This is a genomic window from Pseudomonas sp. Root562 (genome assembly GCF_001427125.1).
In the GTDB taxonomy this organism is placed as follows: Bacteria; Pseudomonadota; Gammaproteobacteria; order Pseudomonadales; family Pseudomonadaceae; genus Aquipseudomonas.
In genome coordinates this window covers 390,004-411,412 of the sequence record NZ_LMGK01000022.1, presented here as the reverse complement: position 1 = coordinate 411,412, position 21,409 = coordinate 390,004, and the positions used below count along the sequence as shown (strand labels likewise).

The following is a 21,409-nucleotide window of genomic DNA, read 5'->3' as shown; positions in this document are numbered from 1 at the left end:
TTCACTTCCTCGGGTCGAAGGCATCGCGAGCGGACTCGCCGATAAACACCAGCAAACTCAACATCAACGCCAGCACCGCAAACGCGCTCATGCCCAGCCACGGCGCCTGCAGGTTGGATTTCCCCTGGGCCACCAGCTCACCCAGTGACGGACTGCCGGCCGGCAAGCCGAACCCGAGGAAATCCAGGGCGGTCAGCGTACCGATGGCGCCGGTCAGGATGAACGGCATGAAGGTCATGGTCGAAACCATGGCATTGGGCAGGATATGGCGAAACATGATCGCGCCATTCTGCATGCCCAGCGCCCGCGCCGCACGCACGTATTCCAGGTTACGCCCACGCAGGAACTCGGCGCGCACCACGTCCACCAGACTCATCCAGGAAAACAGCAGCATGATCCCCAGCAGCCACCAGAAGTTGGGCTGGACGAAACTGGCGAGGATGATCAGCAGATACAGCACCGGCAACCCGGACCAGATCTCCAGGAACCGCTGTCCGGCCAGATCGACCCAGCCGCCATAAAACCCCTGCAACGCCCCGGCGACCACGCCGATGATCGAACTCAGCAGTGTCAGTGTCAGGGCGAACAGCACCGAGACACGGAACCCGTAGATCACTCGTGCCAGTACATCGCGGCCCTGATCGTCGGTGCCCAGCAGGTTGTCCGCCGAGGGCGGTGCCGGTGCCGGGACTTTCAGGTCGTAGTTGATGCTTTGGTAGCTGAACGGGATCGGCGCCCATAACACCCAGGCGTCCTTGGCCTTGAGCAGCTCGCGGATATACGGGCTCTTGTAGTTGGCTTCCAGTGGGAATTCGCCGCCGAAGGTGGTCTCCGGGTACCGCTTGAGCGCCGGGAAGTACCAACCGTTGTCGTAATGCACCACCAGCGGCTTGTCGTTGGCGATCAGCTCGGCGCCCAGGCTGGCGCCGAACAGGATCAGGAACAGCCACAGCGACCACCATCCGCGCTTGTTGGCCTTGAACAGTTCGAAGCGGCGGCGGTTGAGAGGGGACAGGTTCATCTCAATGCTCCCGGCTTTCGAAGTCGATGCGCGGATCGACAAAGGTATAGGTGAGGTCACCGATCAGTTTCACCACCAGCCCCAGCAGGGTGAAGATGAACAGCGTGCCGAACACCACCGGGTAATCGCGGTTGATCGCTGCTTCGAAACTCATCAGGCCGAGGCCGTCGAGGGAGAAGATCACTTCGACCAGCAGCGAGCCAGTGAAGAAAATCCCGATGAATGCCGACGGGAATCCGGCGATCACCAACAGCATGGCGTTGCGGAATACGTGGCCGTAGAGCACGCGGTGTCGGGTCAGGCCCTTGGCTTTGGCGGTGACCACATACTGCTTGTTGATTTCGTCGAGAAAGCTGTTTTTGGTCAGCAGGGTCATGGTCGCGAAGTTGCCGATCACCAGCGCGGTCACGGGAAGCGCCAAGTGCCAGAAGTAGTCAAGAATCTTGCCGCCCGTGCTCAGTTCATCAAAGTTGTTCGAGGTCAGCCCACGCAAAGGGAACCAATCCAGATAACTGCCGCCAGCAAACACCACGATCAGCAGGATGGCGAACAGGAACGCCGGAATCGCATAGCCGACAATGATCAGCGAACTGGTCCAGACATCGAAGTGGCTGCCATGTCGCGTGGCTTTGGCGATCCCCAGGGGGATCGACACCAGGTACATGATCAGCGTGCTCCACAGTCCCAGCGAGATCGACACTGGCAGCTTTTCCTTGATCAGGTCGATGACCTTGGCATCGCGGAAAAAGCTGTCGCCGAAATCCAGTGATGCGTAGTTCTTGACCATGATCCACAAGCGTTCCGGCGCCGATTTGTCGAAGCCGTACATGTGCTCGATTTCCTTGATCAGCGCCGGGTCCAGGCCCTGGGCACCGCGATAGGCGGACCCGGCCACCGACACCTCGGCACCGCCGCCGGCAATGCGGCTGGTGGCGCCTTCGAAGCCTTCGAGCTTGGCGATCATCTGTTCCACCGGCCCGCCGGGGGCGGCCTGGATGATCACGAAGTTGATCAGCAAAATGCCGAACAGGGTCGGAATGATCAGCAGCAGTCGCCGAAAAATATACGCCAGCATCTGATTACTCCATGCCTGCAGGGTCGGCTTGCAATTTGGTTTCGATTTCTATGGCCGGTTTGGCATCGGGCTTGATCCACCAGGTATTGATGCCGATGTCGTATTTGGGCGAGACCTTCGGGTGACCAATGTGATTCCAGTACGCCACGCGCCAGGTTTTGATGTGCCAGTTGGGAATGACGTAATAGCCCCATTGCAGCACTCGGTCCAGTGCCCGGGCATGGGCCACCAGGCTTTTGCGCGAATCAGCGTTGATCAATTGCTCCACCAACTGATCCACCACTGGATCTTTCAGGCCCATGGAGTTGCGGCTGCCAGGTTTGTCGGCAGCTGCGGTCATCCAGAACTCACGCTGTTCGTTGCCCGGCGAGTTGGACTGCGGGAAGCTGCCGACGACCATGTCGAAATCCCGCGAGCGCACGCGGTTGACGTACTGTGAGACGTCGACCCGGCGAATCACCAGCTCGATGCCCAGGTCGCTGAGGTTGCGTTTGAACGGCAGTAAAACCCGTTCGAACTCGGTCTGCGCCAGCAGGAATTCGATACTTACCGGTTTGCCGGTGGCATCGACCATTTTGTCATCGACGATACGCCAGCCGGCCTCTTGCAGCAGTTGATAGGCCTTGCGTTGCTGGGTGCGGATCATGCCGCTGCCGTCGGTGACCGGGTTCTGGAATGCTTCACTGAACACCTGCTCGGGAATCTTGCCGCGAAACGGATCGAGGATCGCCAGTTGATCGGCGTCCGGAAGGCCGGTGGCAGCCATTTCCGAATTCTCGAAATAACTTCGAGTGCGCGCGTAGGCGCCGTTGAACAGCTGCTTGTTGGTCCATTCGAAGTCCAGCAACAGCGTCAGGGCCTGGCGCACACGCACGTCCTGGAACACCGGTCGGCGCAAGTTGAAGACGAAGCCTTGCATGCCGGTGGGGTTGCCGTTGGGGATCTGTTCCTTGATCAAGCGACCCTCGGTGACAGCCGCAATGTTGTAGGCGTTGGCCCAGTTCTTCGCGGTCATTTCCAGCCAGTAATCGAACTGCCCGGCCTTGAGCGCTTCGAGCGCCACGGTGTTGTCACGGTAATAGTCGGTGGTCATGACATCGAAATTGTAGAAGCCGCGATTCACCGGCAGGTCCTTGCCCCAATAATCCTTGACCCGCTCATAGCGCACCGAACGTCCGGCCTTCACCTCGCTGACTTTGTACGGACCGCTGCCCAGCGGCACTTCGAGGTTGCCTTTGTTGAAGTCGCGGGTGGCCCACCAATGCTTGGGCAGCACCGGCAACTGGCCGAGGATCAATGGCAGTTCGCGATTGTTGCTGTGCTTGAATTTGAACAGCACGGTCAGCGGGTCTTCGGCAACCACATCGGCGACGTCGTTGTAGTAGCCGCGGTACATCGGCGCGCCATCCTTGATCAGCGTCTGGAAGCTGAACACGACGTCTTCGGCACGCACCGGATGGCCGTCGTGGAAGCGCGCTTCGGGCCGCAGATAGAAGCGCACCCAGTCGTTGTCCGGAGCCTTCTCGATCCTGGCCGCGATCAGGCCGTACTCGGTGAAGGGCTCGTCAAGGCTCTGCTTGGCCAGGGTGTCGTAGATCAGGTCGATGTCGTTGGCCGACACGCCTTTGCTGATGAACGGGTTGAGGCTGTCAAAGCCGCCGAACCCGGCCTGGCGAAATTTGCCGCCCTTGGGAGCATCCGGATTGACGTAGTCAAAGTGTTTGAAATCGGCCGGGTATTTCGGCGGTTCGTTGTACAGGGTCAGGGCATGTTGCGGGGCGGCGCTGGCCAGCCCGGCGAACAGCAGGGCGCTGGCCTGCAAGAGCAGGGCGCTGATGGCTTTCATCGATCTTTCTCCGAAGATTTCAGCCACCACGCGCTCAAGCCCAGAGTGTAGGGCGGCGTGGTGACGAAGGCGAACCGGTTGCGGTACGCCAGGCGGTGATAATTGAGGTACCAGTTGGGAATGATGTAGTGCTGCCACAGCAGCACCCGGTCGAGGGCTTTGCCGGCGGCGACTTGTTCGTCGCGGGTCTTGGCCGCGAGCAATTGCTCGAGCAGATGATCGATCACCGGGTTGGCGATACCGGCGTAGTTCTTGCTGCCCTTGACCGCGACCTGGCTGGAATGGAAGTACTGCCACTGTTCCAGGCCGGGGCTGAGGGTCTGGTTGAGGGTCATCAGAATCATGTCGAAGTCGAACTGGTCGAGGCGCTGTTTGTATTGGGCGCGATCCACCGTGCGCAAGCGCGCATCAATGCCGATGCTGGCGAGATTCTCGACGTAAGGCTGGAGAATGCGTTCCAGGTTCGGGTTGACCAGCAGGATCTCCAGGCGCAGCGGCTGCCCGGCGGCGTTCTGCAAGCGCTGACCATTGAGCTTCCAGCCGGCTTCGGCGAGCAGGCTCAGGGCCTTGCGCATGGTTTCCCGGGGAATGCCGCGACCCTGGGTCTGCGGCAGGCTGAACGGTTCGCTGAGCAATCGGGCGGGCAGTTGCTCGCGGTACGGCTTGAGCATTAGCCATTCATGGCCGACCGGCAGGCCGGTGGCGGAAAACTCGCTGTTGGGGTAGTAGCTCGTGGCGCGTTTGTAAGCGTCGCTGAACAGCGTGCGGTTGGTCCATTCGAAGTCGAACATCAGCCCCAGCGCTTCCCGAACCCGGGGTTCAGCAAACGTCGGGCGCCGGCTGTTCATGAACAAGCCTTGGGTCTGGGTGGGGATCTGGTGCGCAATCTGTGCCTTGATCACTTCGCCACGACGGATTGCCGGAAAGTTGTACCCAGTGGCCCAGTTCTTGGCCTGGTGTTCGATATAGATGTCGAACTCGCCGGCCTTGAACGCTTCGAACGCCACGTCGCTGTCGCGATAGAATTCGACTTCCATACGGTCGACATTGTACTTGCCGCGGTTGACCGGCAGGTCCTTGCCCCAATAGTCCTTGACCCGTTCGAAAACGATTTGTCGCCCCGGCGTCACCGAGGTGACGCGATACGGCCCGCTGCCCAGCGGTGGTTCGAAGGTCGTGGCCTTGAAGTCGCGGTTTTTCCAGTAATGCTGCGGCAGCACGGGCAACTCGCCAAGGCGCAGGATCAGCAATGGATTGCCGGCGCGCTTGAATACGAAGCGAATGCGCTGAGGATTGAGGATGTCGACCCGCAATACTTCCTGAAGATTGGTGCGGTATTGCGGGTGACCTTCCTTGAGCAGCAAGCGGTAGGAGAACGCTACGTCATAGGCGGTGATGGGCGTGCCATCGTGGAAGCGCGCTTGCGGACGCAGGTTGAACACCACCCAGCTGCGGTCTTCACTGTACTCGACCGATTGCGCGATCAGGCCATAGCTTGAGGTGGGCTCGTCGCCGGACGGTGCGTACTGGCCGGTGCCGACCATCAGCGGTTCGTTCAACTCGTTGATGCCGTATTGAAGGAAGTTCGGCGTGGCGACCGGGCTGGTGCCTTTGAAAGTGTAAGGGTTGAGCGTATCAAACGTGCCAAACGCCATTACCCGCAACGTACCGCCCTTGGGCGCTTGCGGGTTGACCCAGTCGAAGTGGGTGAATCGGGCCGGATACTTGAGCGTGCCGAACTGCGCATAACCATGGCTTTCGCTGATCGTCGCGCTTGCGGTGGAGCTCAAGGCCAGGCTGATCAGGAGCGGGAGCAGGGGACGCTTCAAATAAGAAATCCGATCCAGCGGCTTGGGCTTTGTGGCCCGTACAGTAACAGCTTGTATGGACAGGAAAAAGACGGGGGGTTAATGCGCTCTTAATTACTGGCAAGACAGTTCTGCCTGCGCCAATCCCGTGGCGAGGGAGCTTGCTCCCGCTCGGCGGCGAAGCCGTCGTAAATCCAGTGCACGCGGTATGTCAGAAGTATCCAGGGATCAGGGTTTGGGGCTGCTGCGCAGCCCAACGGGAGCGAGCTCCCTCGCCACAAAGCCTTTCGATGCTGCAAAGATAAAAAAGCCCCTGATAATCAGGGGCTCGTTTTTTAGTGCGGATTGGAAACCGTCAGCATCTGACCTGGCTTCAATGCCTGGCCGACACGTGGGTTCCAGCGCTTGAGGTGCTGCATTTCAACATTGAAGCGCTTGGCCACGATGTACAGCGAATCGCCTTGCTGAACCTTGTACTTCGACTGCGGTTTTTTGTCCGGGCTTTTGGTCTTGGCATTGGCCGCGACGACGGTGTTGATGCGCCCGGCGCTGCGCTTGCTGGTGTCCTGCATGACCAGGGTCTGGCCGGGCTTGAGGTTCTTGCCGGACAGTTTGTTCCAGCGCTGAAGGTCCTTGACGTCGACGTTGTTGGCCTTGGCGATGGAGCCCAGATTGTCGCCGCGCTTGACCCGGTAACTGCGTTTGGCGCTGGCCACTGCCGTGCTGTCCGAGCCTTCGAAGACCGGTTTGAGCGGTTTCTTGCTGATCAGCTCTTCCGGACGCATCGTCTGCAGGCTGGTGGTCAGCAATTGCGCCTTGGACGTCGGCACCAGCAAATGCTGTGGGCCGTCGATGGTGGTGCGTTGCTTGAAGGCCGGGTTGAGCTGGAACAGTTCGTCTTCGTCGATGTTGGCCACTGCGGCGACCTTGGAAAGGTCCATGCGCTGGTTGATTTCGACGACCTGGAAGTACGGTTCGTTGGCGATCGGGTTGAGGTTCACCCCGTAGGCTTCCGGTGCCAGCACCACTTGCGACAGGGCCAGCAGCTTCGGCACATAGGCCTGGGTTTCTGCCGGCAGCGGCAGGTTCCAGTAGTCGGTTGGCAGGCCGAGCTTTTCATTGCGCTCGATGGCACGGCTGACCGTGCCTTCACCGGCATTGTAGGCGGCCAGCGCCAACAGCCAGTCGCCGTTGAACATGTCGTGCAGGCGGGTCAGGTAATCCATCGCGGCGGTGGTCGAAGCGGTGATGTCGCGACGGCCATCATAGAAACGGGTCTGGCGCAGGTTGAAGTAACGCCCGGTGGACGGGATGAATTGCCACAGGCCCACCGCATTGGCGCGGGAATAGGCCATCGGGTTGTAGGCGCTTTCAATCACCGGCAGCAGCGCCAGTTCCAGCGGCATGTTGCGTTCTTCCAGGCGTTCGACGATGTAGTGAATATAAAGGCTGCCGCGTTCCCCGGCGTTTTCGAGGAAGGACGGATTGCTGGCGAACCACAGGCGCTGTTGTTCGATGCGCGGGTTCACGCCGACGTTGTCCTGCAACTGAAAGCCCTGGCGCATGCGCTCCCAGACGTCCTGCGGGATCTGCGGGCTCGGCTTTTCGCTGAGCCAGATGGGCTTCTGCTTGGCGCGGGCCGCCACGTTCGGCGTATGTGTCGCTTCAGGCTGCGGAGCGTGGCTGGAACAGCCCGCCAACGTGGCGGACACAGCCACCGCTATGGCTTGAGCCAAGCGGGTCAATGCGTCTGAATTGATGGACTTACGTATGGATGACGACATTGGCTGGAAGTAAGTTCCGGGCAAAAATGTCGGGCGATTCTAGAAAGCGGACCCCCTGCGGTCAACCATTCAGCGTTTTTGGACCATCGTGCAAGCTGTTTAGAACGTGTCTTTCCACGCCCTGAGCGCAGCAAAAACCATATCGGGCCGAGAGTTATCGGTGCCGGTCCGTTCGTCCGCTTTTTCTTTAACGGATGTTTCGCCGGTGCGCAAAAACGGATTAGTGCGCTTTTCCAGGGCCACCGTGGAAGGCAGTGTGATCTCCCCGGCTTCTCGTTGTCGAGTGACGCTAGCCAGGCGTTCAAGGGTGTCTGGATTGCCCGGTTCGACAGCAGCGGCGAAGCGCAGATTGCTCAGGGTGTATTCGTGGGTGCAGTAGACGCGGGTGTCCTCGGGTAGGGCGGCCAGACGCGACAGCGAGGCGTACATCTGTTGCGGCGTGCCTTCGAACAATCGCCCGCAACCGGCAGCGAACAGGGTATCGCCACAGAACAGCAGACCGCTGTGATAATAGGCAATGTGGCCCAGGGTATGACCGGGTACGGCGATGACATCAAAATCATGGCCCAGTACGGTAATCCGGTCGTCGTTCTTCAGCGCGACGTCCCGCGCCGGGATTTTTTCGCTGGCCGGACCATAGACCTTCGCGTCCGTCGCTTTCTTCAGCTGCTCGACGCCGCCGACATGGTCATGATGATGGTGAGTGATCAGAATATCAGTCAAGGCCCAACCCGGATTGGCCGCGAGCCAGGCTTGCACCGGGGCTGCGTCCCCTGGATCGACCACCGCGCAGTGGCGGGTGGCAGTGTCTTGTAACAACCATATGTAGTTGTCGGTGAAGGCGGGCAGGGCAGTGATCTGTATCATCGTCGGATTCGCCAAGCTGGAAACAATGGCGCATCTTAGAACTTCCTGGCGCGTTGGAGAATGCAATGACCGATAAAGCGTTCGCTCAAGCTGATCCTGACTGGCTGGCGCTGATCAGCATGGCCCGTGAATGGCTGTCCGGCCCCATCGGGCAATTTTTGCTGGACGAAGAACGGCGCATGCTCGAAGACGAACTCGGGCGCTTCTTCGGTGGCTACCTGGTGCATTACGGCCCCTCGGCGCAGACGCCGCCTTCTGCACCTCAGGTGCAGCGCAATGTGCGCTTGGGTGCGCCCTTGCCGGGTGTCGAGATCGTCTGCGAAGAGCAGGCCTGGCCACTCAGTGAGCATGCCGCCGATGTGGTGGTGTTGCAGCACGGACTGGATTTCTGCCTGTCGCCCCATGGGTTGCTGCGTGAAGCCGCGAGCAGTGTGCGGCCTGGCGGGCACCTGTTGATCATCGGTATCAATCCCTGGAGCAGTTGGGGCTTGCGTCATGTGTTTGCCCATGACGGGTTGGGCAAGGCTCGCTGCATTTCTCCGTCACGGGTGGCTGACTGGTTGAACCTGCTGGGCTTCGCGCTGGAGAAACGCCGCTTCGGGTGCTATCGTCCGCCGCTGGCTTCACCTGCCTGGCAGACCCGTCTGGCTGGCTGGGAACGCAAGGCCGGCGACTGGCAGTTGTCTGGCGGCGGCTTCTATTTATTGGTGGCGCGCAAGATCGTCGTAGGCCTGCGGCCGCTGCGTCAGGAACGCCGCGAAACAATGGGCAAGTTGATTCCGCTGCCGATGGCCAAGGTCAATCGTCGCAATATCGAGCCGTAATACCTCATATCATTTTCCGACCGGGTTGCCCCGGTCTCGGGCGTTGTCGATCAACGATCGGCGAGCCACCGCATTTTCTGGATAGATTGCATGAGCGATAGCGTAGAACTCTTCACCGATGGCGCCTGCAAAGGCAACCCTGGCCCTGGCGGCTGGGGTGCGTTGCTGGTGTGCAAGGGCGTTGAAAAGGAACTCTGGGGAGGCGAAGCCAACACCACCAACAATCGCATGGAGTTGATGGGCGCGATTCGCGGCCTGGAAGAACTCAAGCGTTCATGCGATGTGCTGCTGGTGACCGACTCCCAATACGTCATGAAAGGCATCAACGAGTGGATGGCCAACTGGAAAAAACGCGGCTGGAAAACCGCAGCGAAAGAACCCGTGAAGAACGCCGACCTGTGGAAACTGCTCGACGAACAGGTCAACCGCCACAACGTCACCTGGAAGTGGGTGCGCGGGCACATTGGCCATCACGGCAACGAGCGCGCTGACCAACTGGCCAACCGCGGCGTGGATGAAGTGCGCGGTTACAAACAAGACTGAATGTGTGCCTGCTGATCGTTCCCATGCTCTGCGTGGGAATGCAGTCCGGGACGCTCTGCGTTCCATTGGAACCCGGAGCGTCCCTTGAGGCGTTCCCACGCAGAGCGTGGGAACGATCAATCAAAGACCCCAGCGAGCGTGTTAACATCGCCGCTTTTGCACGATTGACCGATTGAGAGCTGAGCACTGATGGCCACCAGATCCGTTGTACTCGATACCGAAACCACCGGCATGCCGGTGACCGACGGCCACCGGATTATCGAAATTGGTTGTGTCGAGTTGATCGGTCGGCGCCTGACCGGTCGGCATTTTCACGTTTACCTGCAACCGGACCGTGAAAGTGACGAGGGTGCCATCGGCGTCCACGGCATCACCAACGAGTTTCTGGTAGGCAAGCCGCGTTTCGCTGAAGTGGCCGAGGAATTCTTTGAATTCATCAAGGGCGCGCAGCTGATCATCCATAACGCGGCGTTCGACGTTGGCTTCATCAACAACGAATTCGCTCTGATGGGCCAGCACGATCGTGCGGACATCACGCAGCACTGTACGATCCTCGATACGCTGATGATGGCCCGGGAACGTCACCCCGGGCAGCGCAATAGCCTCGATGCCCTGTGCAAACGCTATGGCGTCGACAACTCCGGTCGTGAACTTCACGGCGCCTTGCTCGACTCCGAAATTCTTGCTGACGTCTACCTGACCATGACGGGCGGCCAGACCAGCCTGTCGCTGGCCGGCAATGCCTCCGACGGCAATGGTTCCGGTGAGGGGGCTGACAACTCCGCCACGGAGATCCGCCGTTTGCCGGCCGGTCGCACGCCAGCCCGCATCATTCGCGCCAGTGAAGAAGAATTGGCCCAGCACGCAGCGCGCCTGGAAATCATCAGCAAATCCGCGGGCGCTCCGGCGTTGTGGTTGCAATTGGCTGAGGCGCAAGCGCAGGCCTGATGTGCGCTCATCTGCATGCGCTCATCTGTCTACGGTCATCTATCTGCGGTCATCTGTAGGAGCAAAGCTTGCTCGCGATAGCGTTTATAAGATCGCTATCGCAGGCAAGCCTTGCCCCTACAAAAAAAATTTTCGCTACAAAATAGTGCGGCGCCGGTACCGCTTCAGTGCAACGCACTCGCCACATCGGCTGCGACCCTCTACCCTGAGGTGATTGGCAGGCTCTGGCCTGCCGCCTCAGGACACTGAGCCCCATGTATAAAGATTTGAAATTCCCGGTCCTGATCGTCCATCGCGACATAAAGGCCGACACCGTTGCCGGCGACCGTGTGCGTGGAATCGCCCGGGAGCTGGAACAGGAAGGTTTCAGTATCGTTTCGGCGATGGACTACACCGAAGGACGCTTGGTCGCATCCACCCATCACGGCCTCTCGTGCATGTTGATTGCGGCGGAGGACGCCAGCGCTCACTCGCATTTGTTACAGAATATGGCTGAACTGATCGGATTGGCGCGAGTGCGTGCGCCCGATCTACCGATTTTCGCCCTCGGCGAGCAAGTGACTTTGGAAAACGCACCCGCCGACGCGATGGCCGAGCTGAATCAGTTGCGCGGCATTCTCTATCTGTTCGAAGACACGGTGCCGTTTCTCGCAAGGCAAGTGGCGCGGGCCGCACGCAAATATCTGGATGGGTTGCTGCCGCCGTTCTTCAAAGCCTTGGTGCAACACACCGCCGATTCCAACTATTCGTGGCACACCCCCGGACACGGTGGTGGCGTGGCGTACCACAAGAGTCCGGTGGGGCAGGCGTTTCATCAGTTTTTTGGGGAAAACACCCTGCGCTCGGATCTGTCGGTGTCGGTGCCAGAACTTGGCTCTTTACTGGACCACACTGGCCCACTGGCCGAAGCCGAGGCCCGGGCGGCGCGCAATTTTGGCGCCGATCATACGTTCTTCGTCATCAATGGCACGTCCACCGCCAACAAGATCGTCTGGCATTCGATGGTCGCCCGCGATGACTTGGTGCTGGTGGACCGCAATTGCCATAAATCGGTGTTGCATTCGATCATCATGACTGGCGCCATCCCGTTGTACCTGTGCCCGGAGCGTAACGAACTGGGGATCATCGGTCCGATTCCCTTGAGCGAATTCAGTCCCGAAGCGATTCAGGCCAAGATCGACGCCAGCCCGTTGACCAAGGGCCGGGCGCCCAAGGTCAAGCTCGCGGTAGTCACCAACTCGACGTACGACGGCCTCTGCTACAACGCCGAGCTGATCAAGCAGCAACTGGGCAACAGCGTCGAGGTATTGCACTTCGACGAAGCCTGGTATGCCTACGCGGCGTTTCATGAGTTTTTCAGCGGGCGTTATGGCATGGGCACCTCCCGTGGACAGGACAGCCCGTTAGTGTTCACGACCCATTCCACCCACAAGCTGCTGGCGGCATTCAGCCAGGCGTCGATGATTCACGTGCAGGACGGCGGTGCCAGGCAACTGGATCGAGACCGTTTCAACGAAGCGTTCATGATGCACATCTCGACCTCGCCGCAGTACGGCATCATCGCCTCGCTGGATGTCGCTTCGGCCATGATGGAGGGGCCTGCCGGTCGTTCGCTGTTACAGGAGATGTTCGATGAGGCCTTGAGCTTTCGCCGCGCCCTGGCCAACTTGCGTCAGCACATCGCGGCGGATGACTGGTGGTTTTCCATCTGGCAGCCACCCTCCGCTGAAGGCATCAATCGTGTGGTTACCGAAGACTGGTTGCTGCAACCGGACGCTGACTGGCACGGCTTTGGCGGCGTGACCGACGATTACGTGTTGCTCGATCCGATCAAGGTCACCCTGGTGATGCCGGGGTTGACCGCCGGTGGTGCGCTCAGTGAGCGTGGGATTCCCGCAGCGGTTGTCAGCAAATTCCTTTGGGAGCGTGGGCTGGTGGTGGAAAAGACCGGGTTGTATTCGTTCCTGGTGCTGTTTTCCATGGGTATCACCAAGGGCAAATGGAGCACGTTGCTCACCGAATTGCTGGAGTTCAAGCGCAGCTATGACGCCAACGTCAGTCTGGCCAGCTGTCTGCCGTGCGTGGCACAGCAACATGTCACGCGCTATCAGGGCATGGGGCTGCGTGACCTGTGCGATCAGTTGCATGCCTGTTATCGCAGCAATGCCACGGCCAAACACCTCAAGCGCATGTACACGGTCATGCCGGAAATCGCCATGAAGCCGGCTGACGCCTATGATCATTTGGTACGTGGCGAAGTCGAAGCCGTATCGATCGATGCGCTGGATGGGCGAATCGCTGCCGTGATGCTGGTGCCGTATCCCCCGGGCATTCCGTTGATCATGCCAGGGGAGCGTTTTACCGGAGCGACCCGCTCAATCATTGACTACCTGGCGTTTGCTCGCACGTTCGATAGCAATTTTCCGGGGTTCGTTGCTGATGTGCACGGATTGCAACATGAAGACGAGGGCAATGGGCGGCACTACACCGTCGATTGCATCAAGGAATGAGGACCTTTCCCAGTATGCAGCCGGTCATGAATCCGAATCATCCAGGGCTGTCGGTGCGCGTCGCCGACGAAGGTTTTGCTGCCTACATCTGGGGCAGCGATTTCAGTTTTGAGGTTGCCGCCTACGGAGCGCCTGAAATAGGGCAGCCGGTCGAGCAATGGCGAGTCACCCCCATTACCCCTTATCGTAAATGCTATGGCATCGATCCCGAGGAATTCAGCAGTTTTCGCGATGCACCGGACAGTGCGATTTTCATGGCATTCCTGGATGACGAGCCGGTAGGGCACTTGGTGATCAGTACCAATTGGAACGGTTTTGCCCATATCGACGAACTGGCGGTGCACGCTCCGGCGCGGCGCCATGGGGTGGCCAAGGCGTTGCTGGATGTGGCGCAGTTCTGGAGTCGCAAGAAGAAACTGCCGGGCATCATGCTCGAAACCCAGAACAACAACCTCGGTGCCTGCCGCTTGTACGAGCGTTGTGGCTATGTGATTGGCGGCATCGACCACCTGCGCTATCGCGGCATTGACCCCAATACTGCCGAGGTCGCGCTGTTCTGGTATCGATTGTTCGATAACCCGCTGGAAAACCCGATCAGTTCGTCAGCATCGCCGCGGCTTGTTCCGTAATGATGGTCAACAAGGTCTGGACGGCGGGGGATGGCTCGCCGTTCTTCAAGGTCAATGCGTAGACGCTGATCGGTACGGCAGGTGCCAGTGGGCATACATCGAGCCCGGCCGATTTGGCACCGAGGGCGGTAAAGGGGTCGACAATGGCCAGGCCTTCACCGGCCTCGACCATGCTGCGCATCATCTGGTGGGTCTGAACCCGGGTCTGGATCACCGGTGCCGGACGCAAGCCATGCAGTTTGTTTTCCAGAGCGGGGCTCAGCGGGTCATGGCCTTCGAGACCGACCATCGCCTGGCCAGCCAGGTCTTGCAGGGAGATGTACTTTTGCTTCGGTTGCAGCCAGCCATGGGGAGCCAGCAATTGCAGCTTGCCTTGGGCAATCACCTGGCAATCGATTTCTGCGCGATCCGGGTCATGCAGGCTCAGGCCCAGGTCGCTTTCGCGCAGCAAAAGGCTTTTGACGATGTCCCGGGTGGGCTGGCTCAGGAGGGTGCAAGGTGCGTCGGGCAGGCGTCGGCGCAAGGCCGCGATGCTTTGTGGCAACAATTGTTGGGCGAGGGGCGGGGTGCAGATGATGCGTAACGGCGGTGCCAGGTATTGTTTGAGGCTATTGGCCAGGCGTTGCACCGGTTCAAGCGCATCGTAGACGCGGGCAATTTCTACCTGGAGCTCCCGTGCTTCGCGCGTAGCCTGCAACCGCCCGCGCACGCTGGAGAACAGCATGAAACCCAACTGGCCCTCTGCGTCGCGCAAAATACCTTCGACCTCGGCCACCGGCAACTGCAACCATTCGGCGGCGGTGCCTGTGTGACCGGTCTGAAGGAGCGCCTGGATCACTTCGATATGGCGTAAGCGCATGCGTGAAGTCCATGTTCAGCAGGTGAGGAGTCAGTCACTGAATCCTAACCCAAGTCCGCGCATATGACTTCTGCTCATAACATCGAGTTATGACGCGACGCAGGTTGCCGGCTCACGGGTGAGAGTGACGCCCGTTTGCACCAGCATGAACTCATTGTCATCAACTTTGTTGACCCGATCGCCAATGGCCAGTTTGTACGTGGTTGCAGGCCCGGAACCGTCTGCGGACGGGGTGGACTCCTGAAACTCGTGTACCGAATAAATACGGCCTTCCGCGTCTCTTGCATGGAACTGACCGACGAGTACTGCTGCCATCTGCTTAGAACCTCTGGAGATAAAACACTTGATTGACGGCTTTGTAGACCGCCGTCGAGCACGGTAAGTTTTCCTGCTCGAAAAAAATAATCAGGACGCAGATATACCTGTGTTTACTGGTTGAAACATCGTCCGATCATCTATAACTACAGGCTCCCCCACGGACAATCGAGAGTCTTCCATGAGTAGTGTCTATAACGTCGCCGTTATCGTCGGCAGCCTGCGCAAAGCATCGATCAACCGCAAGATCGCGCTCGCCCTGGCCGATCTGGCGCCGGCGAATCTGAAGCTCACTATCGTTGAAATTGGCGATCTACCGCTTTACAACGAGGATATCGATGTTGATACACCGCCGGCAGCCTACAGCACTTTCCGACAACAAGTGAGCTCATCCGACGCGGTGTTGTTCGTTACTCCTGAATACAACCGTTCTGTGCCGGCCCCGATGAAAAATGCGATCGACGTGGGTTCGCGCCCGTATGGCAAGAGTGCCTGGAGCGGCAAACCAGGCGCGGTGATCAGCGCTTCGCCGGGCGCGATTGGCGGTTTCGGCGCCAACCATCACCTGCGCCAGTCCATGGTGTTTCTCAATGTGCCGCTGATGCAGCAACCCGAGGCCTATCTGGGCGGCGCTGGCTCGGCGTTTGATGAGGCCGGCAAACTGTCGGAGTCGGTCAAGCCGTTCCTGCAGAGTTTCATCAATGCCTATGGGCAGTGGGTCGAGCAACACAAAAAGCTGTGATTGCCGCTTCTGGCGCTCCGGGTGACGGAGCGCCGGAGGTGCTTTTCCAGGCAGTGCTTTACTGAATATTCGAAATTCCATATATTCACGCCTCGTTCGCACAGAGGCGTGTTTTCGTGTCCGACTTCCGCAGTCCCGTCGATGTTTTCAAGGCCTTGGCCGATGACACTCGCAGTCGTGTTGCCTTGCTGATCGCTCGTGAAGGCGAACTGTGCGTATGCGAGCTGACGGCTGCGCTTGACCTCAGCCAACCGAAAATTTCCCGTCACCTGGCGCAATTGCGCAGTAATGGCTTGCTGACGGATCGACGGCAGGGGCAATGGGTTTATTACCGATTGAACCCGCAACTTGCACCTTGGGTCGCCACGATGCTGCAAGAAGCGTTGGCGGCCAATGCTGATTGGCTTGCCGCCGATGTGGTACGTCTGCAGGCGATGACAGACCGACCGGTTCGTTGCTGCTGATTATCTCTCCATTCTTTAAAGGCAGCTGCGCATGCTTGTAGCGTCACTGATTTTCCTGCTGACGATCACACTGGTGATCTGGCAACCCAAAGGGCTCGGCGTCGGTTGGAGCGCGGTACTGGGCGCGGTGCTGGCTTTGATGTTCGGCGTTGTGCACCTGAGCGACATTCCATTGGTGTGGCAAATCATCTGGAACGCCACCGGAACCTTTGTCGCACTGATCATCATCAGTTTGTTGCTGGACGAGGCCGGATTTTTTGCCTGGGCAGCGCTGCATGTGGCCCGTTGGGGAAGGGGGAGTGGGCGCCAGTTGTTTGCCTACATGGTGTTGCTCGGGGCATTGGTGTCGGCGTTGTTCGCCAATGACGGCGCGGCGCTGATCCTCACGCCCATTGTGATTTCCATGCTGTTGGCATTGCGTTTTTCTCCGGCGGCGACGCTGGCGTTCGTCATGGGCGCCGGCTTCATCGCCGATACGGCCAGCCTGCCGCTGGTGGTGTCGAACCTGGTGAACATCGTTTCCGCTGACTTCTTCAACATCGGTTTCAACCGGTACGCGGCGGTGATGATCCCGGTCAACCTGGTCAGTGTCGCGGCCACCTTGGCGGTATTGATGTGGTTTTTCCGCCGCGACATCCCCAAAAACTATGACCCTGAGCAATTGGAACATCCGGCGTCGGCGATCCATGACAAGGCGACGTTCTACGCCGGCTGGGCGGTGCTGGTGATTCTGCTGCTCGGCTGCTTCGCGCTGGAACCGCTGGGCATTCCCATCAGTGCCATTTCGGCCGTGTGCGCGGCCTTGCTGTGGGCGATTGCCGCCCGTGGTCACAAGATTTCCACGCGCAAAGTGCTGAAGGAAGCGCCTTGGCACATCGTGATTTTCTCGCTTGGCATGTATCTGGTGGTCTACGGCCTGCGCAACGCCGGACTCACAGGCTATCTGGCGGGCTGGCTCAATGGCTTTGCCGAGTACGGTGTCTGGGGCGCGGCAATGGGTACGGGGGTGTTGACCGCGTTGTTGTCCTCGATCATGAACAATTTGCCGACGGTGTTGATCGGACTGCTATCCATCGATGCCAGCCAGGCGAGCGGGGTGGTCAAGGAAGCGATGATCTACGCCAACGTCATCGGCAGTGACCTGGGGCCGAAAATCACCCCGATAGGCAGTCTGGCAACCTTGCTGTGGCTGCATGTGCTGGAACGCAAAAACATCCGGATCGGCTGGGGGTATTACTTCAAGGTCGGGATCGTGCTGACGGTGCCGGTGTTGTTGGTGACGTTGGCGGCGCTGGCTTTGCGGTTGTCCATTTAGATTGTTGAAAGGCTGGTTCAAAAGTTCGCACAAGATTCGGATCAGCCTTGGCCGGGCACATTCGGCCAAAGGTCCGACACCAGGAACAATCGCTCGGCTTCTTCCCAGTCGCCATGGGCATTTTCGGTCAATCGCACCAGCAATTGTGCCGGCGCCAGCGGGTCGAGGTCGCACAGCCAGGCGTTCAATTGCTCGACGTTCCAGGTGTGTTCCGCCGAGTAGTGCGCCGGCGCCAGCCAAGCGTGGCGGGGCAGGGGTTGCCAGCGCCCCGGCGGACTTTGCTCGACAAAATCCTGCCAATCCTTTTGATGCAACCAACGACCGCGCAAATGTTGTGGATGTGCACCGCTCGGTGCTGCCGCGTGCCCCGGCCATGGATAGAGCAAATAGCCGCCCAGCCACAAATGCGCGGTGAACTGGCGGATATCCAGCGCTGCCAGCACTTCGCGGCTCTCGGGACGTGCGGATATCGGCAGTTGATGCTGGCTCAGGTGCGCCAGCTTGCGGTCCAGTCGATCGTGACAACCGGGGCCAAGCCATTGCGCGGTGTCGCATCCATCACCTGATTGAGGGCCCAGATACAGCTTGATCGCCAGTTCCAGGTGATGCACACCGTCGCGGTCACGCAGCAGCATGTCCAGCTCGCCGAGCGTATGGCCTTCGCGACGGATCGGCATGTTGGCGGCGATCAGTTCGATGCCGGGCGCATGCTCCACGGCAAATTGCCAGAGACGCTCGTAGTACAAGCCCAGACGCCGGGTGCGGGCCTGGGCCAGCCAGTGCAGCAGTCCGTAGCTGTCCTGGTCCAGCTGACGCAGCCAGTGTTCCAGGCGCTCAGGTGCCTGCACCCAGTCGCTGCCGGCCAGCGGGTGGCGTTGCGGCCACGGTGTGTCGACGAGCATCGGCGGCGCGAGGATGACCCATGCCAGGTCGCGCACTTCGGGGTGGCGCAACTGGTGGGGCAGCTGGAGCAAATCTGGAAATAGGATCATCTTGCGAGCATAGCCCGAAACCCGAGCACACCCTTGAGACTGAAAGGATTTTGTCTATCAGCGGCTTTCGCCCATAATCGTGTTTTTCGTCGTCGCACAGATTCCCAGCAGGAGCCCCATGGAGCAATTTCGCAATATCGGCATCATCGGTCGCCTGGGCAGTTCCCAGGTGCTGGATACCGTCCGCCGACTGAAACGGTTTCTGCTCGATCGTCACCTGCACGTGATCCTCGAAGACACCATTGCCGAAGTCCTGCCGGGTCACGGCCTGCAAACCTCGTCGCGCAAGATGCTCGGTGAAGTCTGTGACATGGTGATTGTGGTGGGCGGTGACGGCAGCCTGCTCGGTGCCGCCCGGGCGTTGGCCAAGCACAATATTCCGGTACTGGGGATCAACCGGGGCAGTCTTGGTTTCCTGACCGATATCCGCCCTGACGAGCTGGAACTCAAGGTCGCCGAAGTGCTCGATGGCCACTATCTGGTGGAGAACCGCTTCCTGTTGCAGGCTGAAGTTCGCCGGCATGCCGAGGCTATCGGCCAGGGCGATGCGCTGAACGACGTGGTGCTGCACCCCGGCAAATCCACGCGGATGATCGAGTTCGAGCTGTACATCGACGGCCAGTTCGTCTGCAGCCAGAAGGCCGACGGCCTGATCGTCGCCACGCCGACCGGTTCCACCGCCTACGCGCTGTCTGCCGGCGGGCCGATCATGCATCCCAAGCTCGACGCCATTGTAATCGTGCCGATGTACCCCCATACCTTGTCGGGTCGGCCAATTGTGGTCGATGGCAACAGTGAGCTGAAAATCGTCGTGTCCAAGGATATGCAGATTTACCCGCAAGTCTCGTGTGACGGGCAGAACCACTTTACCTGTGCGCCCGGCGACACCATCACCGTCAGCAAGAAAGCCCAGAAGCTGCGGTTGATTCATCCGCTCGACCACAACTACTACGAAGTCTGCCGGACCAAGCTCGGCTGGGGCAGCAAGTTGGGTGGTGGAGGCGACTGATGCTCGATCCCGCGCGTAGCTACGACCTGATCGGTGACGTGCACGGTTGCGCAATGACCCTTGAGCATTTGCTCGACCGGCTCGGTTATCACAAGCACGGTGGCGTCTGGCGCCATGCGTCGCGCATGGCGGTGTTCGTCGGCGACATCATCGACCGTGGCCCGCGAATTCGCGAGGCGTTGCACATCGTCCACGACATGGTCGAGGCCGGGCAGGCGCTGTGCATCATGGGCAACCACGAGTTCAACGCGCTGGGCTGGGTCACGCCGGCACTGCCCGGCAGTGGCAAGCAGTTCGTGCGCGAGCACACGCCGCGCCATGCCCGGCTGCTTCAGGAAACCCTGACCCAGTTCGAACATCATCCCGGCGACTGGCATGACTTCCAGCAATGGTTCTATGAGCTGCCGCTGTTCGTCGATGCCGGGCGTTTCCGGGTGGTGCATGCCTGCTGGGATGCCGGGCTGATTGAACCTTTGCGCCAGTTGTTTCCCGATGGCTGTATCGACGAGCACTTCCTCCAGGCTTCGGCCCAGTCGGGCTCATTTGCCTGCACCGTTTTCGACCGCTTGCTGCGCGGCACCGACATGCGCCTGCCTGACGGCCTGACCATGACCAGCGGCGATGGCCTGGTGCGGTCGTTCTTCCGTACCAAGTTCTGGGAAGACGATCCGCAAACCTACGGCGACATCGTCTTCCAGCCTGACGCCTTGCCGGACCCGGTGGCCCGCACACCGCTGTCTTCGACCGAGAAAAACATGCTGCTGCGTTACGGCATCGATGAACCGTTGCTGTTCGTCGGACATTATTGGCGCAGCGGTAAACCGGCACCGATCCGCCCGAACCTGGCGTGCCTGGATTACAGTGCCGTGCTCTACGGCAAACTGGTCGCCTATCGGCTGGATCAGGAAACGCGGCTCGATCCGCATAAATTCGTCTGGGTCGATGTCGAGCGGCCAGAGGTTCTGCGATGAGTGCAGTAGCGGTGTTGCGTCTGCCCCTGGCGGTAGACCTGAGCGGCTTCGTCAAATTGCTGGAACGCATGCAGGTGCCGCATCGGGTCAGCGAAGAGTCCGGTGAGCAGGTGTTGTGGGTGCCGCAGAACATCAGCGAAGACGTCCGTGCGCTCTACGAACGCTTCCCGGCGGGCGACCCCGATCAACAACTGGACATCCAGCCGGCGCAAACCCGAAAGCGTCCGGGGTTCGCCGAGCAGGTTCGCCACGCAAAAGCCACGGCGCTGGTGCTGATCCTGAGTCTGATCGTCGGTGCGATCACGTTGCTCGGCGACAATCTCGATACGCTGCGCTGGCTGACCTTCCTCGATTTCCGCGTCGTCGGCGAATACATCCATTTCGTGCCCCTGGCTGACAGCCTGGCGGCGGGGCAGTGGTGGCGACTGGTGACGCCGATGCTGATCCACTTCGGCATTTTGCACCTGGCCATGAACGGCATGTGGTACTGGGAGCTGGGACGACGCATCGAGTCGCGCCAGGGCACTATCAACCTGGTCGGGTTGACCTTGCTGTTCAGCCTCGTCTCCAACTACGTTCAGTTTGTTTTCAGCGGCCCGACCCTGTTCGGCGGATTGTCCGGGGTGCTTTACGGTCTGCTGGGGCATTGCTGGATCTTCCAGTTGCTGTCGCCGAACGCCGCTTACCGCCTGCCCCGTGGCGTGCTGGCGATGATGCTGGTGTGGTTGCTGCTGTGCCTGTCCGGGCTGGTCTCGATGATCGGCTTCGGCGAAATCGCCAACGCGGCCCACGTCAGCGGGTTGCTCGTCGGATGCTTGACCGGTTTGTTGGGTGGTTTGTACAACCGCCGTAAACTGACCGTCTGAAACCGTTGTGTATAGAGAACG

General features: G+C 59.8%; 20 protein-coding genes. 11 read left to right on the top strand and 9 right to left on the bottom strand.

Features of this window, described 5'->3' with window-relative positions:
• Window position 1: 1 nt before the first annotated feature.
• The 6 genes from ASD60_RS19465 to gloB form a co-directional block, all read right to left on the bottom strand.
• Window positions 2-1,021, bottom strand: coding sequence for an ABC transporter permease (locus tag ASD60_RS19465; RefSeq protein WP_056855563.1), 1,020 nt, complete (start codon window positions 1,019-1,021; stop codon window positions 2-4).
• A 1-nt stretch (window position 1,022) separates the two neighbouring features.
• On the bottom strand, window positions 1,023-2,096 hold the full coding sequence (locus ASD60_RS19460; RefSeq protein ID WP_056855562.1) for a microcin C ABC transporter permease YejB: 1,074 nt from the start codon (window positions 2,094-2,096) through the stop codon (window positions 1,023-1,025).
• Between the two features lie 4 nt (window positions 2,097-2,100).
• On the bottom strand, window positions 2,101-3,942 hold the full coding sequence (locus ASD60_RS19455) for an extracellular solute-binding protein (protein WP_056855561.1): 1,842 nt from the start codon (window positions 3,940-3,942) through the stop codon (window positions 2,101-2,103).
• Entirely contained in the window at window positions 3,939-5,759 is a 1,821-nt protein-coding gene (locus ASD60_RS19450) for an extracellular solute-binding protein (protein ID WP_442966013.1), read from the bottom strand. The genes ASD60_RS19455 and ASD60_RS19450 overlap by 4 nt, the downstream gene beginning before the upstream one ends.
• 326 nt (window positions 5,760-6,085) lie before the next feature.
• Window positions 6,086-7,534, bottom strand: a complete 1,449-nt coding sequence (locus ASD60_RS19445) for a transglycosylase SLT domain-containing protein (RefSeq protein WP_056855559.1) — start codon at window positions 7,532-7,534, stop codon at window positions 6,086-6,088.
• Window positions 7,535-7,633: 99 nt separating this feature from the next.
• Window positions 7,634-8,401 carry a hydroxyacylglutathione hydrolase gene (gloB, locus tag ASD60_RS19440; protein ID WP_056855558.1) on the bottom strand — a complete coding sequence of 256 codons (768 nt, stop codon included), beginning with the start codon at window positions 8,399-8,401 and terminating at the stop codon, window positions 7,634-7,636.
• A 65-nt stretch (window positions 8,402-8,466) separates the two neighbouring features.
• Between gloB and ASD60_RS19435 the strand changes: the two genes are divergently transcribed.
• The 5 genes from ASD60_RS19435 (at window position 8,467) to ASD60_RS19415 (ending at window position 13,855) form a co-directional block, all read left to right on the top strand.
• Window positions 8,467-9,225 carry a class I SAM-dependent methyltransferase gene (locus ASD60_RS19435; RefSeq protein ID WP_056855557.1) on the top strand — a complete coding sequence of 253 codons (759 nt, stop codon included), beginning with the start codon at window positions 8,467-8,469 and terminating at the stop codon, window positions 9,223-9,225.
• Window positions 9,226-9,315: 90 nt separating this feature from the next.
• A complete protein-coding gene (gene rnhA / locus ASD60_RS19430) occupies window positions 9,316-9,768 on the top strand; it encodes a ribonuclease HI (RefSeq protein ID WP_056855556.1) in 453 nt (150 codons plus the stop codon).
• 189 nt (window positions 9,769-9,957) lie between these two features.
• Complete coding sequence (gene dnaQ / locus ASD60_RS19425) at window positions 9,958-10,716, top strand: DNA polymerase III subunit epsilon (protein ID WP_056855555.1); 759 nt, start codon at window positions 9,958-9,960, stop codon at window positions 10,714-10,716.
• Between the two features lie 254 nt (window positions 10,717-10,970).
• A complete protein-coding gene (locus ASD60_RS19420; RefSeq protein WP_056855554.1) occupies window positions 10,971-13,226 on the top strand; it encodes an Orn/Lys/Arg decarboxylase N-terminal domain-containing protein in 2,256 nt (751 codons plus the stop codon).
• Window positions 13,227-13,240: 14 nt separating this feature from the next.
• Complete coding sequence (locus ASD60_RS19415; RefSeq protein WP_056855553.1) at window positions 13,241-13,855, top strand: GNAT family N-acetyltransferase; 615 nt, start codon at window positions 13,241-13,243, stop codon at window positions 13,853-13,855.
• Here the strand turns inward: ASD60_RS19415 and ASD60_RS19410 are convergent.
• Together ASD60_RS19410 and ASD60_RS19405 are read right to left on the bottom strand one after the other, a co-directional pair.
• Window positions 13,821-14,714: a LysR substrate-binding domain-containing protein gene (locus ASD60_RS19410; RefSeq protein WP_056855552.1), complete on the bottom strand. Its 894-nt coding sequence runs from the start codon at window positions 14,712-14,714 to the stop codon at window positions 13,821-13,823. The genes ASD60_RS19415 and ASD60_RS19410 overlap by 35 nt on opposite strands.
• A gap of 87 nt (window positions 14,715-14,801) precedes the next feature.
• The gene (locus tag ASD60_RS19405; RefSeq protein WP_056855551.1) at window positions 14,802-15,029 is read right to left on the bottom strand and encodes a hypothetical protein; all 228 of its coding nucleotides are present in this window, start codon (window positions 15,027-15,029) and stop codon (window positions 14,802-14,804) included.
• Between the two features lie 181 nt (window positions 15,030-15,210).
• Between ASD60_RS19405 and ASD60_RS19400 the strand changes: the two genes are divergently transcribed.
• From ASD60_RS19400 to ASD60_RS19390, 3 genes are all read left to right on the top strand, one after another.
• The gene (locus ASD60_RS19400; RefSeq protein WP_056855550.1) at window positions 15,211-15,771 is read left to right on the top strand and encodes an NADPH-dependent FMN reductase; all 561 of its coding nucleotides are present in this window, start codon (window positions 15,211-15,213) and stop codon (window positions 15,769-15,771) included.
• Window positions 15,772-15,887: 116 nt separating this feature from the next.
• On the top strand, window positions 15,888-16,235 hold the full coding sequence (locus ASD60_RS19395; protein ID WP_056855549.1) for a metalloregulator ArsR/SmtB family transcription factor: 348 nt from the start codon (window positions 15,888-15,890) through the stop codon (window positions 16,233-16,235).
• A 31-nt stretch (window positions 16,236-16,266) separates the two neighbouring features.
• Complete coding sequence (locus tag ASD60_RS19390) at window positions 16,267-17,550, top strand: arsenic transporter (RefSeq protein ID WP_056855548.1); 1,284 nt, start codon at window positions 16,267-16,269, stop codon at window positions 17,548-17,550.
• Between the two features lie 41 nt (window positions 17,551-17,591).
• On the opposite strand, the gene ASD60_RS19385 is transcribed toward ASD60_RS19390, so the two are convergent.
• Complete coding sequence (locus ASD60_RS19385; protein WP_056855547.1) at window positions 17,592-18,542, bottom strand: DUF1853 family protein; 951 nt, start codon at window positions 18,540-18,542, stop codon at window positions 17,592-17,594.
• A gap of 118 nt (window positions 18,543-18,660) precedes the next feature.
• Here ASD60_RS19385 and ASD60_RS19380 point away from each other — a divergent pair, with 118 nt between their 5' ends.
• From ASD60_RS19380 to ASD60_RS19370, 3 genes are read left to right on the top strand one after another with little or no spacing between them, the layout of a single operon-like run.
• The gene (locus ASD60_RS19380) at window positions 18,661-19,551 is read left to right on the top strand and encodes an NAD(+) kinase (RefSeq protein WP_056855546.1); all 891 of its coding nucleotides are present in this window, start codon (window positions 18,661-18,663) and stop codon (window positions 19,549-19,551) included.
• Window positions 19,551-20,522 carry a metallophosphoesterase gene (locus ASD60_RS19375; protein ID WP_056855545.1) on the top strand — a complete coding sequence of 324 codons (972 nt, stop codon included), beginning with the start codon at window positions 19,551-19,553 and terminating at the stop codon, window positions 20,520-20,522. The genes ASD60_RS19380 and ASD60_RS19375 overlap by 1 nt, the downstream gene beginning before the upstream one ends.
• Window positions 20,519-21,388 carry a rhomboid family intramembrane serine protease gene (locus ASD60_RS19370; protein ID WP_056855544.1) on the top strand — a complete coding sequence of 290 codons (870 nt, stop codon included), beginning with the start codon at window positions 20,519-20,521 and terminating at the stop codon, window positions 21,386-21,388. The genes ASD60_RS19375 and ASD60_RS19370 overlap by 4 nt, the downstream gene beginning before the upstream one ends.
• Window positions 21,389-21,409 lie beyond the last annotated feature (21 nt).

What these genes read in the sequence shown, in the direction of transcription:
- ASD60_RS19405 (WP_056855551.1), bottom strand. Translation starts at nt 15,029, where the DNA reads ATGGCAGCAGTACTCGTCGGTCAGTTCCATGCAAGAGACGCGGAAGGC.
- ASD60_RS19400 (WP_056855550.1), top strand. Translation starts at nt 15,211, where the DNA reads ATGAGTAGTGTCTATAACGTCGCCGTTATCGTCGGCAGCCTGCGCAAA.
- ASD60_RS19415 (WP_056855553.1), top strand. Translation starts at nt 13,241, where the DNA reads ATGCAGCCGGTCATGAATCCGAATCATCCAGGGCTGTCGGTGCGCGTC.
- gloB (WP_056855558.1), bottom strand. Translation starts at nt 8,401, where the DNA reads ATGATACAGATCACTGCCCTGCCCGCCTTCACCGACAACTACATATGG.
- ASD60_RS19385 (WP_056855547.1), bottom strand. Translation starts at nt 18,542, where the DNA reads ATGATCCTATTTCCAGATTTGCTCCAGCTGCCCCACCAGTTGCGCCAC.
- ASD60_RS19435 (WP_056855557.1), top strand. Translation starts at nt 8,467, where the DNA reads ATGACCGATAAAGCGTTCGCTCAAGCTGATCCTGACTGGCTGGCGCTG.
- rnhA (WP_056855556.1), top strand. Translation starts at nt 9,316, where the DNA reads ATGAGCGATAGCGTAGAACTCTTCACCGATGGCGCCTGCAAAGGCAAC.
- ASD60_RS19410 (WP_056855552.1), bottom strand. Translation starts at nt 14,714, where the DNA reads ATGCGCTTACGCCATATCGAAGTGATCCAGGCGCTCCTTCAGACCGGT.
- ASD60_RS19460 (WP_056855562.1), bottom strand. Translation starts at nt 2,096, where the DNA reads ATGCTGGCGTATATTTTTCGGCGACTGCTGCTGATCATTCCGACCCTG.
- ASD60_RS19370 (WP_056855544.1), top strand. Translation starts at nt 20,519, where the DNA reads ATGAGTGCAGTAGCGGTGTTGCGTCTGCCCCTGGCGGTAGACCTGAGC.
- ASD60_RS19375 (WP_056855545.1), top strand. Translation starts at nt 19,551, where the DNA reads ATGCTCGATCCCGCGCGTAGCTACGACCTGATCGGTGACGTGCACGGT.
- ASD60_RS19455 (WP_056855561.1), bottom strand. Translation starts at nt 3,942, where the DNA reads ATGAAAGCCATCAGCGCCCTGCTCTTGCAGGCCAGCGCCCTGCTGTTC.
- ASD60_RS19380 (WP_056855546.1), top strand. Translation starts at nt 18,661, where the DNA reads ATGGAGCAATTTCGCAATATCGGCATCATCGGTCGCCTGGGCAGTTCC.
- ASD60_RS19465 (WP_056855563.1), bottom strand. Translation starts at nt 1,021, where the DNA reads ATGAACCTGTCCCCTCTCAACCGCCGCCGCTTCGAACTGTTCAAGGCC.
- ASD60_RS19445 (WP_056855559.1), bottom strand. Translation starts at nt 7,534, where the DNA reads ATGTCGTCATCCATACGTAAGTCCATCAATTCAGACGCATTGACCCGC.
- dnaQ (WP_056855555.1), top strand. Translation starts at nt 9,958, where the DNA reads ATGGCCACCAGATCCGTTGTACTCGATACCGAAACCACCGGCATGCCG.
- ASD60_RS19420 (WP_056855554.1), top strand. Translation starts at nt 10,971, where the DNA reads ATGTATAAAGATTTGAAATTCCCGGTCCTGATCGTCCATCGCGACATA.
- ASD60_RS19390 (WP_056855548.1), top strand. Translation starts at nt 16,267, where the DNA reads ATGCTTGTAGCGTCACTGATTTTCCTGCTGACGATCACACTGGTGATC.